This window comes from Parafrankia irregularis, assembly GCF_001536285.1.
Lineage (GTDB): Bacteria > Actinomycetota > Actinomycetes > Frankiales > Frankiaceae > Parafrankia > Parafrankia irregularis.
This window is the reverse complement of the sequence record NZ_FAOZ01000016.1, coordinates 118,545-134,333: the sequence shown is the minus strand read 5'-3', so window position 1 is coordinate 134,333 and position 15,789 is coordinate 118,545. Positions and strand designations below refer to the sequence as shown.

Sequence of the window (15,789 nt, the reverse complement as noted above, 5' to 3'; positions counted from 1 at the left end):
TCGCCGGTCAGGTGGTGGAGGCTGACACCTGGCCGGCGAGGCGGGCGAAGTAGGACGCCAGCGCGTCGGTGTGGGTCGGGAACACCAGCGGCTGCGGCTGGGTGACGACCAGCCACTCCGTCGTCTCATCCGTCGCCGTCACCGGCGGCAGGTCGGCCCAGGGCCGCTCGGGCAGGAGGCCGAAGAGCAGCAGCACCGAGCCGTCGGTGGCGCTGTGCGCGTCGAACAGGCTGACGTCTGCGGCGTCCGCGAGGATTCCCGTCTCCTCACGGAGCTCCCGTACGACAGCCTCCTGCCAGCTCTCGCCGACATCCATGAAGCCGCCGGGCAGCGCCAGCTCGCCGCGACCCGGGTCGATGTCACGGCGGATCACCACCAGGCCGTGCCCGCCGTCAGGCTCGACGACGGGCACCAGCGCCACCCCGACCGGAGACGGGTTGCGCCACGTGGTCTCACCGCAGTCGGCGCACAGCCGTGGCCAGCCCGCGTCGGCCTGGTATTTCGTACCGCAGTGGGAGCAATACGCGTTCCGCATGATCCTCGACCATAGTGCGAGTCAGGCTGGATGTCGCCGCGTCGGCTGTTGCCGACAGCGCAGATGCCCCGCGGCGCCGGGCTGCGGGGCATCTGCCGTGAATCGGTGCCTGAGGTCAGGAGGTCGGGCGGTTCATGTCGGGGATCTCGATCGGAGTGGTCTGGGTCGAGGTGCCCCCGTTGAGGAACGCCATGGCGATGGCGCGGATGAGCTGGTCGAACAGGTAGAAGTTGGCCGGCATGAGCGGCAGCAGCCCCTCACGGAAGGCGATGTACGACGGCCAGCCGATCTTGATGATGCCGGCCGAGATGTAGTCGCGGGGCAGGCTGAGCCAGTTGGCGATCTGGTCGCCGAGCACGTAACGGGTGAACTCGTTGAGGAAGCCGCGGGTGAGGCCCAGGTCGACCTCGGAGACGAGACCGAGCAGAACCTCGGCGAGCTCCTGGCCCTCGAAGGTGTGCGTGAGGATCGGCGTGAGCACCTGCGCAGCCTGGGCGTGCGCGTCGTTCCACGTCGCCGGGATGTACTCGTCCCGCACGCCGAGCAACGAGATGGCGACCTGCCACGAGTGGAGGAAGGCCTCCTCGTCGGCGGCCGACATCGGGACCTTCCACTCCTTCAGCTTGGAGTGCACGAAGGTGCCCAGGCTGTGGAAGGTGACGAGGATGTCCGCGTTGCTGATCGGGATCTTGTTCGGCTCGTCAGCCACCGCCAGCCAGTTCGGCAGCGTCGGCAGGATGTGACGGACGGTGGCGTGCACCAGCCGCGTCTTGTTGGCGGTGACGATGAACTGGCCGCTCGGTTCGAACGCGGCCAGCTGGCTCAGGTCGTACCCGAAGGTGAAGGTCTTCGCCGCGCGGTCCTTCATGTCGGCGCCGCCCTTGGACCAGTACACCGACTTCGCCTCGCGCGGGATGACCGTGCTCATGATGCCGCTGCCGAGCCCGTACAGCATGAACAGGTAGGTGTCCTTGCGCCGGTTGAAGTCGGCGGCCCGCTTCAGCTTGGTCATGTCGGCCCACGCCGGCAGCTTGTTGTGGTTCTGCAGCCAGGTGGCGAGGGGCGCCGGCAGACCGGTCGGCAGTGGGTCGTTGTTGTCCACCCACGGACGGATGGCCGTGTTGACCGCGGCCACCTGGCCGTTGTCGAACACGTTGGCCATGATCTGGTCGATCTCGGGGTCCCAGACCCAGTTGGCAGGAGTGCCGGAACTGGTCGCGCCGCCGACGGCGCTCCAGGCCGGAAGCACGTCCGCGACGCCGACCAGACCGAGCGCGGCGCCTAAGGTCAGGACACCTCGCCGATGGAGATTGCTCATTTTTTACCTGCTTCCCGAGAGCGACAGCACGAGGGAATCCTGCTGCATCACAGCGACGCAGCACGCCAACAAATGGGGAGGGCCACTCGTTTGACGAGCGGCGACTGCCAGTACGTTATTCGACGTTCCGGGCATTGCGCAAGGCTTGTTTCTGGACGGGTTTTCGTGCGCGACAGAACTTACCGGGGATGGCGGCGGGCATGGTCGATGAATCGAATCCGAAAAGCGCGTTCCCGCCCGGCCAGGCAGAAGAAGACACTGGTCAGGTGAGGATGAGCGCTTCCGAGACCGGTCAGCCGGCGGCCTTTCGTACCGTGGTACCGCGGCGCCACGGCCGATTTCCATTGGGCTGGCGGTCGGAGCTGGTTCTGGGATCCCAGGCGAATCTAGTACGCCACCACGGCAGACGCCAGAGGTTCAGGCCCATTTTCAACGAAGGCGAACATTACCTAACGCATTCCATCACCTTCCATGGCAATCAGTGAACACCGAGCCCTTTCCACCGTCACCTCAGGATCGCGACATCCCCTACCTGGCAGCGCGGGACAGAAAAGGCTCATCGCATCCGCCTGAAAAGGTCACCCGAATCAGCCCTCACCGGTCTGCCGACACCCGGCCCCCTCTCGGTTCGCGACATGTGCGCGGCCGACCGGGTCGGCCCGGCCGGGCCGGCGGTCCCGCGAAGCCCGGTCGGCTCAGACGGCCTGGTCGACTCGGAAATCCTGGTTCTCCCGAGTGGCTTGGCCAGCGCCCGCGGCCGAGCTCGGCCCTCGTGGTGGCAGTGATGATCGCGCCGCGCGGCAGGTGGGCGCCCAGTTCCACCACAACCCGTCTCATATCTCATATGTTTGATAGGCAGCGCTGCGACCGGCCGCTCACACATCCCGCGGCGGGCGACCAGGAAGGGCGGCACATGACCAGGCCAGCCGGAACACCACGCACCCGCCGCGGCACCCCGCTGCCGCGAGCACCCCAACTCGCCGACGAGGTCGCCGCCCACCTGCGCGACCTCATCATGTCCGGCGAGATCTGGCCCGGCCAGTACATCCGCCTCGACGACGTCGCCCGCGAACTCGGCGTCAGCGTCACCCCCGTCCGCGAAGCCCTCGTACGCCTGCGCAGCGAGGACATGGTCGAACTCGAACCCCGCCGCGGCTACGTCGTCACCCCCCTGTCCCAACAGGACGTCCGCGACCTGTTCAACCTCCAGGGCCACATCGCCGGCGAACTCGCCGCCCGCGCGGCCACCACCATCGACCCCCCACACCTCACCCAGCTCCGCGACATCCAACAAGCACTCCGCAACGCCGTGGAAACCGAGAACGTCGACCAGATAGAACAACTCGAGTTCGAGTTCCACCGCGTCATCAACCGGCTCGCCCACGCCCGCAAACTCTCCTGGTTCCTCCACACCGCCAACCGCTACACACCCGCCCGCTTCTACTCCACCGACCAGGCCTGGCGCGCCGACATGCTCCAACGCCACGACGCCCTGCTCACCGCACTCGAGAACAAGAACACCGAAGAAGCCCGCGCCATCACCGTCCGCCACTTCACCGACGGCGCCGACCGCCTCATCAACCACCTCGCCAAACTCGGCATGTGGTGACGGTGATAACCGCACGGGCGCCCGGCCACGAGCCCGAGCCCGGGCCCGGAGCCGTGCCCGCTCGCTGGAGCGGGCCCGCTGCCCGTTCACCGGCGCCCGTGCCGCAGCCGGAACATCCGCAGCGCGCTCGGCACCGCCTTCGGTGAACGCTCCAGTGTCATCAGATCCACGGGGCTCGCGAAGCGAACGCTCGTGATCGCCTTCGGCCGGCTGAACTCCCGCAGGCCGTCCGCACCGTGGATGCGGCCGAACCCGGAGTCGCCGACACCACCGAAGGGCAGCGCCGGGATCGAGGCGAACCCGAGCACGCTGTTGACGGAGGCGGCCCCGGTGCGCAGCCGGCGCGCCACGTCGAGCCCACTGCGGCGGTTGCGGGTGAACACCGAGGCGGCAAGCCCGAAGCGGGAGTCGTTCGCCCGGCGGACGGCCTCGTCGAGGTCCGCGACCTTGTCGATGACCAGGGTCGGCCCGAACGTCTCCTCCCGCGCGGCGAGGCTGTCGGACGGCACGTCGACAAGCACCACCGGCGCCACGAACGGCGCGTTCACCGCGTCCAGCCCGCCGACCAGGGCCCGCCCCCCGCGCCCCAGCGCGTCGGAGATGTGGGAGCGGATGATGTCCACCTGGGCGGGCATCGTGATCGGTCCGTAGTGGTCACCCTCGCCGTCGCCGGGGCGCACCCGGGAGGCGAGGGCGGTGACCCGGGAGACGAAGTCGTCGTACACGGTGTCGACGACGAAGACCCGCTCGACTCCGGCGCAGGTCTGGCCGGAGTTGCCCATCCCGCCGAAGATCGCCGCCTTCGCCGCGGCGTCGAGGTCGGCGTCGGCCGCGACGATCAGCGCGTCCTTGCCGCCCGCCTCGATCACCACCGGGGTGAGGGTGCGCGCGCAGGCGGCCATGACCCGCTTGCCGGTGGCCGTCGAGCCGGTGAAGGCGATCTTGTCGACGCCGGCCTCGCACAGCGCGGCGCCCGTCTCGCCGAACCCGGTGACAACCTGCAGCACCGGCTGCGCGGGCAGCAGCTTCGCCCACGTGTCGGCGAGCCAGCGCCCGACACCCGGGGTGTACTCGCTGGGCTTGAAGACCACCGCGTTACCCGCCGCCAGGGCGTAGGAGATCGAGCCCATCGGCGTGTAGAGCGGGTAGTTCCAGGGACCGATGACCCCGACGACCCCGAACGGCGCGTATTCGAGGATGGCCTTCTGGTTGGCGGCCAGCAGCCCCGTGCGCACCTTGCGGGGACGCAGCACCGCGCGGGCGTTGCGGGCGGCCCAGTCCAGGTGCTCGACGGCCAGCATGATCTCGAGCACCGCGTCGTCGAACGGCTTGCCGGTCTCGGCGCGGATGATCCCGGCCAGGGTGTCGACCTCACGGACCATCGCCAGGCGCAGCGCCGACAGGTGCGCGCGGCGGCGCTTCCAGCCGATGGAACGCCACCATTCGCCCGCGCCGCGGGCGGCCTCCACCGCGGCGCGCACGTCGGCGGGCGCCGCGACCGGATAGGACGCGGCATCCGCACCGGTGGCCGGATGATGCGTCACTAAGACAGCAGGCTGATCGGCCGTGGTGGTCATCGTCAACACCCCTGGGCAGACATCCAATATATTTGGTATCCGGCACGATACAGGCCATGAGGCCAACGCGGGAGACGGCAGCACGCACTGATCCCACGAATTCGCGCGGCCGGGAGACGTCGACAGTCACAGCCACCGTGCCGGGAGAATGAGATGAAACTGACGAGCAGTGCGGCAGCCATCCTGGAGCTCATCAGGACAGGCGCGAACGAGTCGGCGGAACCGCTGCTGGCGTTGTTCGACGAACTCGATCCGGTACCAGCGACGTTCATGTATGGCCGCTGGCGCGGCGGCCTGCTCACCGCGGATCGCGAGCTGGGCGTACTGCTTACCCGGATGAAGTGGTACGGCCGACATTTCACTGACGCGGAGCACGCCGACCCGCTGTTATGCCGCCGCAGCGACGGCACCCTCTACTCGTTCGCCGGGCTGGGCCTGGCCCGCCTGCGGGAACTGAGCTTCCGCGGCAAGGTCTCCGCGGCGATGATCTACGACGACCAGCCGATGATCGATGTCTTCCGGAAGATCTCCGAGAACGTGGTGCTGGGCGTCACGGACACCAAGGGCCGCCCCACCGACTTCTTCTTCCACCTCACCCGCGACTGACCCACCCGCTCACCCGCGACTGACCCATCCGCGACCGACGCGGTAACGACTGAGGGGAACCACCGGGCCCGCACGGCTCGGTGGTTCCCCTCAGCAGATGACGTCGGCTGCCAGCAGCCGTGGGCTCAGAAGCCCATCCCGCCCATCTGGCCCATGGCGGCCGCGTCGACGGCGGCCGCGTCGGCCGCCGCGTCCTCCGGAGTGATCGCCACGACGACCTCGACGGTGAGGAAAAGGCCCGTGATCGACGCGGCGTTCTGCAGCGCCGAGCGGGTGACCTTGACCGGGTCGATGATGCCGGCGGCGACCATGTCGACGTAGTCGCCGGTGGCCGCGTTCAGCCCGTGGCCGGTCGGGAGGTTGCGCACCTTCTCGACCACGACGCCACCCTCGAAGCCGCTGTTGAACGCGATCTGCTTGATCGGCGCCTCCAGCGCGAGCCGGACGATGCCCGCCCCGGTCGCCTCGTCGCCGGTGAGCTCGAGCTTCTCGAAGGCGCTGGTGGACGCCTGCAGGAGAGCGACGCCACCGCCGGCGACGATGCCCTCCTCGACCGCGGCCTTCGCGTTCGAGACGGCGTCCTCGATGCGGTGCTTCTTCTCCTTGAGCTCGACCTCGGTGGCCGCGCCGACCTTGATGACCGCGACACCGCCGGCGAGCTTCGCCAGCCGCTCCTGCAGCTTCTCCCGGTCGAAGTCGCGGTCGGCCAGCTCGATCTCGTTGCGGATCTGGTTGACCCGCCCCGCGATCTGCTCCGGGTCGCCGGCTCCGTCCACGATGGTGGTCTCGTCGGCGGTGACGACGACCCGGCGGGCCCGGCCCAGCACGTCCAGCGTGGCACTCTCCAGCTTCAGGCCGAGGTCCTCGGTGACGACCTGACCGCCGGTGAGGATCGCGATGTCCGCCACCTGGGCCTTGCGGCGCTCGGCGAAGCCCGGCGCCTTCACCGCGACGCTCTTGAACGTGCCGCGGATCTTGTTCACGACCAGGGTCGCCAGCGCCTCGCCCTCGACGTCGTCGGCGATGATGACCAGCGGCCGGCCGGCCTGTGAGACCTTCTCCAGGATCGGCAGCAGCTCCTTGACCGCCGCGATCCGGGCGCTGGTGAGCAGGATGTACGGGTCGTCGTAGACGGTCTCCATGCGGTCGGTGTCCGTGACGAAGTACGGCGAGATGTAGCCCTTGTCGAAGCGCATGCCCTCGGTGAGCTCAAGCTCCAGGCCGAAGGTGTTGCTCTCCTCGACGGTGATGACGCCTTCCTTGCCGACCTTGTCCATCGCCTCGGCGATCATGCTGCCGATGGCCGGGTCACCGGCGGAGATGGAGGCGGTGGAGGCGATCTGCTCCTTGGTCTCGACGTCCTTCGCCATGCGCCCGAGCTCCTGAGCCACGCACTCGGCGGCGGCCTCGATGCCCTTCTTCAGCGCGAGCGGGTTCGCGCCGGCCGCGACGTTGCGCAGACCCTCGCGCACCAGCGCCTGCGCCAGGATCGTCGCGGTGGTGGTGCCGTCACCCGCGACGTCGTTGGTCTTCTTCGCCACTTCCTTGACGAGCTCCGCGCCGATCTTCTCGTACGGGTTCTCGAGCTCGATCTCACGGGCGATACTCACACCGTCGTTCGTGACGGTGGGAACGCCGAACTTGTTGTCCAGGACGACGTTGCGCCCCTTGGGGCCGAGCGTGACCTTCACCGCGTCGGCCAGCTGGTTCATGCCGCGCTCCAGGCCGCGCCGCGCCGCCTCGTCAAACGCGATCATCTTCGACATGCGTGGTGAATCCTCCTGGGGCGAAGCTGCAGGAAGCAGTGCCCGGCGCCGACGCGGGTGCATGGCGGGAAACCCGCCATGAAGAACAAAGACGAGGGGTCGCGCCCAGGGGGCACCCGTCACATCGGCGGCTGGCACTCGACCTAGCTGAGTGCCAGCACTGTACAAGTCACCGCCCAGGCCACGGCCGTCCCGGAAAGGAGGTGACCACCACGCCGGGCGATTGAACCGGCGGCGCTTCGCACGGTGTAGAAGTACCGGTACCGGCCATCGGCCGCGGTCGGCCCCGGCAGCCGTGCCGCCTACCCGCAACGACAGTCCGGCACGGCCTGCGCACAGCCGCCCGCCGCACCGGTCCGGAGGGAGAAGAAGCCGACAGGCGGGCAGACACACCGGTCACCAACGGGTAGGGGGGCACCGAAGTGCTCCGCCTCCTGGGCTGCCCCGGCAGAACCCATGGGCACAGCCCCGAAGCCGGCGGCCATGCCCTGGATGTCCTCCCCCGGAGTCAGGCGACCGGCTGGCCGATCCCCAGATGCTCACGCAACGTGGTGCCCTCGTAGTCGGTGCGGAACACGCCGCGCTCCTGCAGCAGCGGGACGACCGTGTCGGCGAACTCGTCCAGGCCGGCAGGGGTGATGTGCGGGGCGAGGATGAACCCGTCCGCCGCCTGCTCCTGCACGAAGCGGTTGATCGTCTCGGCGACCGTCGCCGGGCTGCCGACGAAGGTCTGCCGCGCGGTCACCTCGATGATGACCTCCCGGGTGGTGAGCTTGTGCTGCTCGGCCAGCTCCCGCCACCGCCGGGCGGTGGCCAGCCGGTCGTCGAACATCCGCACGCTGGCCCGCCCCCGGGCGATCGTGTGCTCCCCGGGCAGCGGATCCTCGGTGGGCAGCGGCCCGTCCGGGTCGTGGCCGCTCAGGTCCCGGTTCCACAGCTGCTCGAGCAGTCCGATCGCGGTGGCACCGCTGACCTGCTGGCGGCGGACCTCCGCAGCCCGTTCCCGGGCCTGCGCGTCGGTGTCCCCGAGGACGAACGTCGCCGCCGGCAGCACCAGCAGGTCCTGCGGCGCCCGTCCGTACCGGGCGAGGCGGCGTTTGACGTCCGCGTAGAACGCCCGCCCGGCGTGGAACTCGCCGTGCCGGCTGAAGATGGCGTCCGCGGACGAGGCGGCGAACTCCCGGCCCGCGTCCGAGTCACCCGCCTGGAAGATCACCGGCCGGCCCTGCGGCGAGCGGGGCACGGTGAAACGCCCGCGGATGTCGAAGTGGGCGTCGGTGTGCTTGAACGAGCCCGCGGCGGGATCCCGCAGGAATACACCCGACTCCTTGTCCGCCAGGATGTCGCCGGGCGCCCAGGAGTCGAACAGCTCCAGAGCCGTCCGCAGGAACGTCTCGGCACGTTCGTAGCGCTGTGCCTCCGGCAGGAACCCGCCGCGGCGGAAGTTCTCACCGGTGAACGCGTCCCAGGACGTGACGACGTTCCACGCGGCGCGGCCGTCCGAGAGATGGTCGAGGCTGGCGAACTGGCGGGCCACCTCGAACGGCTCGTTGAACGTCGAGTTGATCGTGCCGGCCAGCCCCAGCCGGTCGGTCACCGCGGCCAGGGCGGCCAGCACGGTGAAGGTGTCGGGGCGCCCGACCACGTCGAGGTCGTGGATCCGTCCCCGTTGCTCGCGCAGCCGCAGGCCTTCGGCGAGGAAGAGGAAGTCGAACCGGGCACGCTCCGCGGTGCGCGCGAAGTGGACGAACGACGCGAAGTCGATATGACTGCCCGATCTGGGATCGGACCAGACGGTGGTGTTGTTGACCCCCGGGAAGTGCGCCGCGAGATGGACCTGCCTGGGCTGGCCGCGCGCCGGACCGCTCGGCTGGCCGCTCACGTGGCCCGTCACGTGGCCGCTTCCGCGTAGCGGTTGGCCGGCAGGCCCAGGCCCAGCGTCCCGCGCAGTGTGCCGGCGCCGTACTCGGCCCGGAACAGGCCGCGGCGGCGCAGCTCCGGTGCCAGCCCGCGGGTGATCGCGACGAGGTCGGTGGGCAGCACCGCCGGGCGCAGCTGGAAACCGTCGATGCCGAGGCCGCTCCACTGCTCGATCAGGTCGGCCAGGCCCGCCGGCGAGCCGACGAAGATCCGCGCGTCCGAACGGTAGGGCCGCCCCCGGCCGGAGCGCTCGTCGAGGCGCTCCCGGCGCGCCACGGCCCGGCCGGGGGCGTCGTCGAGAAACACCACGAGATCGGCGAACACCCTGACGTCGGCGGCCGGGCGCCCGGCGGCCTGCCAGGCGGCCCGCACCTCGGCGACGATCCGTGCGGCGTCCGCCGCGTCACGCGGGGTCACATGGACGAGGTCGGCCGACCGGGCGGCGAACCGGTACGGCAGGTCCGCATGCGCCAGCGCGGTGACCAGCGGCTGCCCCTGCGGCGGTCGCGGGACGATCGACGGGCCGCGCACGCTGAACCAGCGGCCCTCGAAGTCGATGTGGTGCAGCTTCTCCCGGTCGATGAACCGGCCGGTGGCCACGTCGCGGATCTCCGCGTCGTCCTCCCAGCTGTCCCACAGCCGGCGCACCACCTCCACGTAGTCGCCGGCCTCGTCGAACAGGTCGGCGACGAACTCCGCCGGCCACGCCCCCGGGGAAGCCGGCGGGACGGGGACGTCACGCCGGCCGAAATGGGCGGCGTCGGCCGGTGACCCGGCGACCCGCACCCGAACCCCGGCCCGCCCGGAGCTGACATGGTCGAGGGTGGCGATGGCCTTCGAGAGGTGGAACGGCTCGGTGTGCGTGACCACGGCCGTCGGCACGATGCCGATCCCGCGGGTGCGCGGGGCCACCCGTGCCGCGACGAGGACCGCGTCGAGCCGGCCCCGCACCTCGTCGACGCGCTCGTCGGGCCCGTCGAACCGGGACGACTGCAGCGCGAGGGTGTCCTCGATCGTCACGAAATCGAGCCGGCCGTGCTCGGCCTCCTGGGCGAGGTCCGTCCAGTAACGGCCGGAGAACAGCTCCCCCGGCCGGGCCTCGGCCTCACGCCAGGCGGCGGGATGCCATCCGCAGCCGTCCAGCGCCACGGCCAGGCCCAGCCCACGCCCGCCGGGTACCGGCTCCCGCTGTTCCGCCGGCTGCGGCGTCGGACGCGGCGTCGTCCCAGGCGCCGAACGCGGCGTCGTCCCAGGCGCGGTCACTGGTTGTTCCAGGCGTCGGCGAGCAGTTGGTAGGAGCGCACCCGGTCGGCGTGGGAGTGGGTGATGGTGGTGATGAGCAGTTCGTCGGCTCCGGTGACGTCCCGCAGCACCTGCAGGCCGCGCACCACGGTCTGCGGCGAGCCGACGAACTGGGTGTCGAGGCGGTCCGCGATCAGCGCACGCTGCTCGTCACTCAGGGCCGCCGCGGCCTGCGCCGCCTCCGGTGGGCTCGGGTACGGGATCGCTCCCCCGCCCGCCCGGATGCTCGCCACCCACGGCCCGTAGCCGCTGGCGAGGTGCCGTGCGGTCTCGTCGTCGGGGGCCACGACGACATCCGCGGAGACCATCACCCGGGGCCGCGTGAGCACGCCCGGGCGGAACGACGCCCGGTAGGCGTCGATCGTGTCGAGCACCCCCGCCGGGGTGATGTGGTAGTTCGCCGCCAGCGGCAGCCCGAGCTCCCCCGCCGTCCGGGCGCTCTCGCCCGCGGTCGACGCCAGGATCCAGATCTGGGCGTCCGCCCCCTGCGCGGCGGGCGCGGACAGTTCGGTGCCGTCCTCGGCCCGCAGCGTTCCGGCGAACAGCGCCTGGATGTCGCGGACGAGCCCAGCGTAGTCGTCGTCGGGATCGTCCCGGAAGCCGACGAGCCGAAGCAGCCGGCCGAGCCGCTGCAGGTCGAAGCTGAGCGCCGGCTGCGCCGGGACCAGCAGGCCGCCGACCACCCGCGAGGACGCCACCGGCGACGACGAGGCCCGCGCCGGTTCCGGTGTGGGCACCGGAACCGGCGCCGGTGCGGCGGCTGCAACCGGTGCGGGGGGTGCGGGGGCCTGACCAGCCCGCTCGAGCAGTCGCCCGACGCTGGACCGGCCGAGGCCGAGGTCGATCCGGCCGGGATGCAGGTGCGCGAGGGTGCCGAACTCCTCGGCGATGACGACCGCGGTGTGGTGACCGGTCTGCACCGCTCCCGAGCCGACCCTGATCCGTTCCGTCGCCGAGGCCACCAGCCCGATCAGCACCGCCGGTGCGGCGGAGGCGACCCCCGGGGTCAGATGGTGCTCGGCGAGCCAGTACCGGCTGTAGCCGAAGCTCTCGGCCCGGCGGGCCAGGTCGATCGTGTTGCGAAGCGCGTCGGCCGCGGACGACCCGGCTGTAACCGGCGCAAGATCCAGCACGGAAAGTGGAACAGCTCCAGGTGAGGACAACGGGCCACCGCCCCTTCGATCACCGCGGGTGACAAGGCATGCAACGCCACTTTGTTCATCTGATTAGTGAAGATTAGAAGCGAAGTGCCGGCTCGTCCAGTGGAAGCGCGCACCGCGTTCGGGCCCGCCCCCTCCGAACCCCGTCAGTCCAGGCAGAACTCGTTGCCTTCGGGATCCGCCATCACGATGAAGCCGTTCTCCATCGGAGGTGCCGGCTCGTGGCGACGCACCCGCGACGCACCCAGCACGACCAGCCGATCGCACTCGGCCTCCAGTGCCGCCATCCGCTCCTCGCCCGACAGCCCGGGAGCGGCCCGGACGTCGAGGTGCACACGGTTCTTGGCGACCTTGCCCTCCGGCACCCGCTGGAAGAACAGCCGTGGGCCGTGCCCGGCCGGGTCCTCGATGGCCGACCGGGAGTTACGCTGCTCCGCAGGTACGCCGATCCGCGCGAGGAACTCGTCCCACGCGGCCAGCGGATCCGCGCCCGCCGGCAGGTCGGCCCCCGGCGGGCCCGGGTGGACGTAGCCCAGCACCTCGCGCCAGAAGATCGACAACGCCCGCGGATCGTGCGCGTCGAATGTGACCTGGACGTGACGGCTCATCGGCTCGCTCCGTTCGCGGTGGTGGCTTCTCGGCGCTGACCCCCGGATCATAGAGATTCCGATCTCGGCCGCGGCTCGTCCCGGATGCGCAGTCGTTTCCGTCGAGCTGGTGCGGAATGGGCCGGACCCGCGATTTATCGGCACCGGGGCGGGCAGCGAACTGGTGCGGCGGAGACGGTGAGGGCACAGGCTCTCCCGCTGCGGAATGCTTCCAGCGCCGCGATGTCCGGCGTGCTGCCGTGATGTCGGGCGCGCCGCCGTGATGCCTGGCGTGCGGACCCTGAGACGACCCGGCCGGAGCATCGTCAAGTCAGTCTTTCGGGAGGTTTCATGCTGGTACGTGAGATTGCGCTTGTGCCCTACGACCCGGACGGCGAGAGCGGGGAGAACGTCGAGTTCGACAACCTGAGGCATCACCAGGTGATGGAGGTCACGGCGGCGCTGCAGAAGCAGGTGACGCGCGACTTCGCCCCGATCTGGGGTGTTTCGGCAACCGTGGACGCCTTCGCCAAGCTCTCCGATGTCCCACTGGGCTACTGGCCGGTGCTGCTGGTGGAGGACGTACGCGGGGCCGCCGGCGTTCACCTTGACGAGGACGGCCAGCCGTTCTCACTGGTCGAGGTCGGCAGCAGTTGGTCGCTGACCGCCAGCCACGAGGTGCTGGAGATGCTCGCGGACCCCTTCGGGAACCGCCTCGTCGCGGGCCAGTCGCCGGTGGCCAGCCAGGGGCGGGTCCAGTTCCTGGTCGAGATCGCCGATCCGTCCGAGGACATTCGGTGGTCCTACACCGTGAACGACATCGTGGTGTCGGACTTCTACACGTCGAGATACTTCGACCCGGTCGCGGCCAGCGGCGTCCAGTACAGCTTCACCGGCGCGATCACCGAGCCGCGCCAGGTACGCGAGGGCGGCTATCTGAGCTGGCACAACCCCGATGACGACCACTGGTACCAGCACACGTTCTTCGGCCCGAAGCTGGAGCTCCGAGATCTTGGAAAGTTCACTCGGGACGGCCGGAGCATCCGCGAGGCGATCGACGCCAACACCCGCCGCGAGTACGCCGAGATCCAGCGCCAGTCGAATCTCGATTCCGGCACACCGAGGCTGCAGGAAGCGGTCACGACCAAGCAGTCCAGCGACCAGATCTCGGCAAAGCGCGCGAAGTTCCTCGACGAGTACATCAGCCGGAAGCTGATGGAGCGGTAACGAGCAGGGAAGAAATGGCAACGGACGACGAAGCGAAAGCTGACAAGGGCGGCCGCCGTGCGGGCGAGCAACGCGCACGGCGGTTGGCGGGCCAGGTCAACCGGCTCCTGTCGGGCGAGGCGTGTTCCTCGCCCGACGAGGCGGACCCCGGCGCGCGTACCGCTCGGGAGCTCACCGATCAGGCGGCGCGCGACGCCGCTGGTGAATGGCGCGACAAGCCTGACCCCTGCGACGAGCCCGGCCCCGGGGAGCGCGACAGGCCCGGCGCCGACAGGCCTGCGCAGAGGCAGGCGCCCGGGGGGCGCGTCGGCGACGCCGGCGGCACGGCTCGTCCTCCCCGTGATGATCAGACATCCCGGTAGCGCGTCGCGGGGTCGGTGGAGCGGTTCCGGCCGCATCGACTACCCATTGCGCCGTATCGGAATCGAGATCCCATGGCCGGCTCATCAGCAGCCGACGGAGACCGGCACGCCCGGTGGCCTGGTGTGGCGCCGTCTCCGCTGCCGCCTGCCCTTCCCCGCCGGACGACCAGTGCGGATGATCCGGTGTGTCGAGAGCTTGGATGAAGCGGTCGACCAGCGTGGGCCATGCCGGGGTTCCCCACCAATGCCGGCAGGCCAGGCCGCCGTGAGCCGCCGACCTCCAGAACGCGTAGAGCGCCCCGCGGTCTTCTGCCATCGCCGCGAATCCACCTAACGCCTCTCCGGCATGGTCACGGTAGTCGTTCAGGTCGCTCCCGGCGAGTTCGACCAGCGTCGCTCCGGTCGGCAGGCGTCGGGTACAGCACCGAGGTAATCGGGATCGATCTGCACCTGATGACGCAAAATCACCTCTACGAGCGCCAGTTCCCGCCGACTGGACATCGGGCAATTCGAAGTAGCCGGAACCTGCTCAGCCGGCGCCTGCCGCCCGGTGTCCGTAGGGGCATGCCATACGACGCATTCGGGGTCGTCGGACAGCAGCGACGCGGTCGGGGTGTTCTCGCTGGACCTGCCCGGCGCCGAGGACGGTCCAGCCGGCGGTGCACTGACGGCCAGGGTGCGCCCTCGCCGGCCCGGCTCGTCCTGCCTGGCGCCGCGGTGGCCTGGCGGGTGAGGATCACAGCCTGGTCGCTCCTTCGCCATCCCACGAGCGTCTCTCCTCGAAGGGCATGTTGTGGACGCTCGACTCCGGGGTATTCGGAGCGATGCGCACGGTGGCGGGCCACCCGGCGCTCGCACAGGCTTGGCCGACAACGAATGGGGGTGGGCCCATGTCGACATCCATCACCACTCACCATCCATCCGACTTCCGACCAGCGAGCTGACACCGACTTCGTCCGATCCGACCGGCCTTGTCGCCAGGGGCATTCTCGCGGCAATCAGGATCAGCCGGCGGCCCGGAATCCAGTCAGCACGTCCGCACGCCGGACTCCCTTCTCCGGGAGAAAGGAATGGGTGGTGCATCATGAGGAAGGCGCACGGGATTTCTGGTGCGATAGTCCCACTGGTCCTGGGCCTGCTGTTCATGGCGGTTCCGGCGCGAGCCGGAGGGCCAACGGCAACTCCGGTTACACCGGTGTCTCCGGCCGCGCCCGTCATGCCCGTCACGCCGGTCCTGACGGGCATCAGCGCGGCACATGCGGCCAGTGCCCGCGCGGACCTCGTCCGGTTCCACTTCCAGCTGGCAGCCCCCTCCGAGGTCACCGCCCGGTACGTGCCGACCTCGGAACTGATACAGGACGGCTCCGGCCTTCCCGTCGCCGTGCGGGGCCGGTCCTTCGTCAAGGTGGTCTTCCACAATGCGGCGGCCCATGACGAGCAGGGCAGGGCCACGGCTCCGCGCAACCTGTTCCCGATCCGCGCGACCACCAATGTTGTCCAGGTGCGGTCGGGTGGCGACTTCGAGGGCGTTGTCACCTACTTCGTCGGTCTGCGCCAGTCCGCGCCCGGACCGCAGGTACAGCCGACGGTGCAGCACACCGGCACGAGCGTGATCGTGGCGATCCCGACCCGATAACCCGGAAGGACAAGGGGTGCAACGGGCAGGCCGCCGCACGTGGCAGCTGCCCGGACACGAACGGGAGTGTCCGATGAACGTCGGGCACTCCCGTTCGGAATCGAACAGTGATCGAAAAATCCCGCTATCCAATCACCAAGCCGCCGGAACCGCCGTAAACATTCACCTATGAGACAGCACTGTT

Annotated in this window: 12 protein-coding genes; 4 read left to right on the top strand and 8 right to left on the bottom strand. The window is 69.9% G+C overall.

Translation table 11 applies throughout. From position 1 onward, the window contains the following. Positions 1-7 precede the first annotated feature (7 nt). Positions 8-535 (bottom strand): NUDIX domain-containing protein, encoded by a 528-nt coding sequence (locus AWX74_RS22860; protein WP_091280560.1) that lies wholly within the window; start codon positions 533-535, stop codon positions 8-10. Between the two features lie 115 nt (positions 536-650). Next, complete coding sequence (locus tag AWX74_RS22855; protein WP_091280554.1) at positions 651-1,853, bottom strand: oxygenase MpaB family protein; 1,203 nt, start codon at positions 1,851-1,853, stop codon at positions 651-653. A 913-nt stretch (positions 1,854-2,766) separates the two neighbouring features. On the opposite strand from AWX74_RS22855, the gene AWX74_RS22850 reads away from it, so the two are divergent. Further along, positions 2,767-3,462, top strand: a complete 696-nt coding sequence (locus AWX74_RS22850; protein WP_091280551.1) for a GntR family transcriptional regulator — start codon at positions 2,767-2,769, stop codon at positions 3,460-3,462. 86 nt (positions 3,463-3,548) lie between these two features. Here the strand turns inward: AWX74_RS22850 and AWX74_RS22845 are convergent, their stop codons facing one another. Next, positions 3,549-5,039: an aldehyde dehydrogenase family protein gene (locus tag AWX74_RS22845; protein WP_091280640.1), complete on the bottom strand. Its 1,491-nt coding sequence runs from the start codon at positions 5,037-5,039 to the stop codon at positions 3,549-3,551. Positions 5,040-5,192: 153 nt separating this feature from the next. Between AWX74_RS22845 and AWX74_RS22840 the strand changes: the two genes are divergently transcribed. Continuing rightward, positions 5,193-5,645: a DUF4334 domain-containing protein gene (locus tag AWX74_RS22840; RefSeq protein ID WP_054571224.1), complete on the top strand. Its 453-nt coding sequence runs from the start codon at positions 5,193-5,195 to the stop codon at positions 5,643-5,645. A 125-nt stretch (positions 5,646-5,770) separates the two neighbouring features. Here the strand turns inward: AWX74_RS22840 and groL are convergent, their stop codons facing one another. The 5 genes from groL to AWX74_RS22815 form a co-directional block, all read right to left on the bottom strand. Then, positions 5,771-7,411 carry a chaperonin GroEL gene (groL, locus tag AWX74_RS22835; protein WP_091280547.1) on the bottom strand — a complete coding sequence of 547 codons (1,641 nt, stop codon included), beginning with the start codon at positions 7,409-7,411 and terminating at the stop codon, positions 5,771-5,773. 508 nt (positions 7,412-7,919) lie between these two features. Continuing rightward, positions 7,920-9,305 (bottom strand): NtaA/DmoA family FMN-dependent monooxygenase, encoded by a 1,386-nt coding sequence (locus tag AWX74_RS22830; RefSeq protein ID WP_242666364.1) that lies wholly within the window; start codon positions 9,303-9,305, stop codon positions 7,920-7,922. Continuing rightward, positions 9,302-10,492 (bottom strand): LLM class flavin-dependent oxidoreductase, encoded by a 1,191-nt coding sequence (locus AWX74_RS22825; protein ID WP_091280634.1) that lies wholly within the window; start codon positions 10,490-10,492, stop codon positions 9,302-9,304. Before AWX74_RS22825 ends, AWX74_RS22830 begins: the two co-directional genes overlap by 4 nt. A gap of 98 nt (positions 10,493-10,590) precedes the next feature. Beyond that, on the bottom strand, positions 10,591-11,766 hold the full coding sequence (locus AWX74_RS22820; RefSeq protein ID WP_091280544.1) for an LLM class flavin-dependent oxidoreductase: 1,176 nt from the start codon (positions 11,764-11,766) through the stop codon (positions 10,591-10,593). Between the two features lie 173 nt (positions 11,767-11,939). Next, positions 11,940-12,401: a VOC family protein gene (locus tag AWX74_RS22815; RefSeq protein ID WP_091280539.1), complete on the bottom strand. Its 462-nt coding sequence runs from the start codon at positions 12,399-12,401 to the stop codon at positions 11,940-11,942. 330 nt (positions 12,402-12,731) lie between these two features. Here AWX74_RS22815 and AWX74_RS22810 point away from each other — a divergent pair, with 330 nt between their 5' ends. After that, entirely contained in the window at positions 12,732-13,607 is an 876-nt protein-coding gene (locus AWX74_RS22810; protein ID WP_091280535.1) for a hypothetical protein, read from the top strand. Positions 13,608-15,053: 1,446 nt separating this feature from the next. Further along, positions 15,054-15,605, top strand: a complete 552-nt coding sequence (locus tag AWX74_RS22800) for an AMIN-like domain-containing (lipo)protein (RefSeq protein WP_091280528.1) — start codon at positions 15,054-15,056, stop codon at positions 15,603-15,605. Positions 15,606-15,789: the final 184 nt, after the last annotated feature.

Excerpts from the sequence above, each read along its gene's own strand:
- AWX74_RS22855 (WP_091280554.1), bottom strand. The coding sequence starts at position 1,853 with ATGAGCAATCTCCATCGGCGAGGTGTCCTGACCTTAGGCGCCGCGCTC.
- AWX74_RS22810 (WP_091280535.1), top strand. The coding sequence starts at position 12,732 with ATGCTGGTACGTGAGATTGCGCTTGTGCCCTACGACCCGGACGGCGAG.
- groL (WP_091280547.1), bottom strand. The coding sequence starts at position 7,411 with ATGTCGAAGATGATCGCGTTTGACGAGGCGGCGCGGCGCGGCCTGGAG.
- AWX74_RS22800 (WP_091280528.1), top strand. The coding sequence starts at position 15,054 with ATGAGGAAGGCGCACGGGATTTCTGGTGCGATAGTCCCACTGGTCCTG.
- AWX74_RS22850 (WP_091280551.1), top strand. The coding sequence starts at position 2,767 with ATGACCAGGCCAGCCGGAACACCACGCACCCGCCGCGGCACCCCGCTG.
- AWX74_RS22815 (WP_091280539.1), bottom strand. The coding sequence starts at position 12,401 with ATGAGCCGTCACGTCCAGGTCACATTCGACGCGCACGATCCGCGGGCG.
- AWX74_RS22840 (WP_054571224.1), top strand. The coding sequence starts at position 5,193 with ATGAAACTGACGAGCAGTGCGGCAGCCATCCTGGAGCTCATCAGGACA.
- AWX74_RS22845 (WP_091280640.1), bottom strand. The coding sequence starts at position 5,039 with ATGACCACCACGGCCGATCAGCCTGCTGTCTTAGTGACGCATCATCCG.
- AWX74_RS22860 (WP_091280560.1), bottom strand. The coding sequence starts at position 535 with ATGCGGAACGCGTATTGCTCCCACTGCGGTACGAAATACCAGGCCGAC.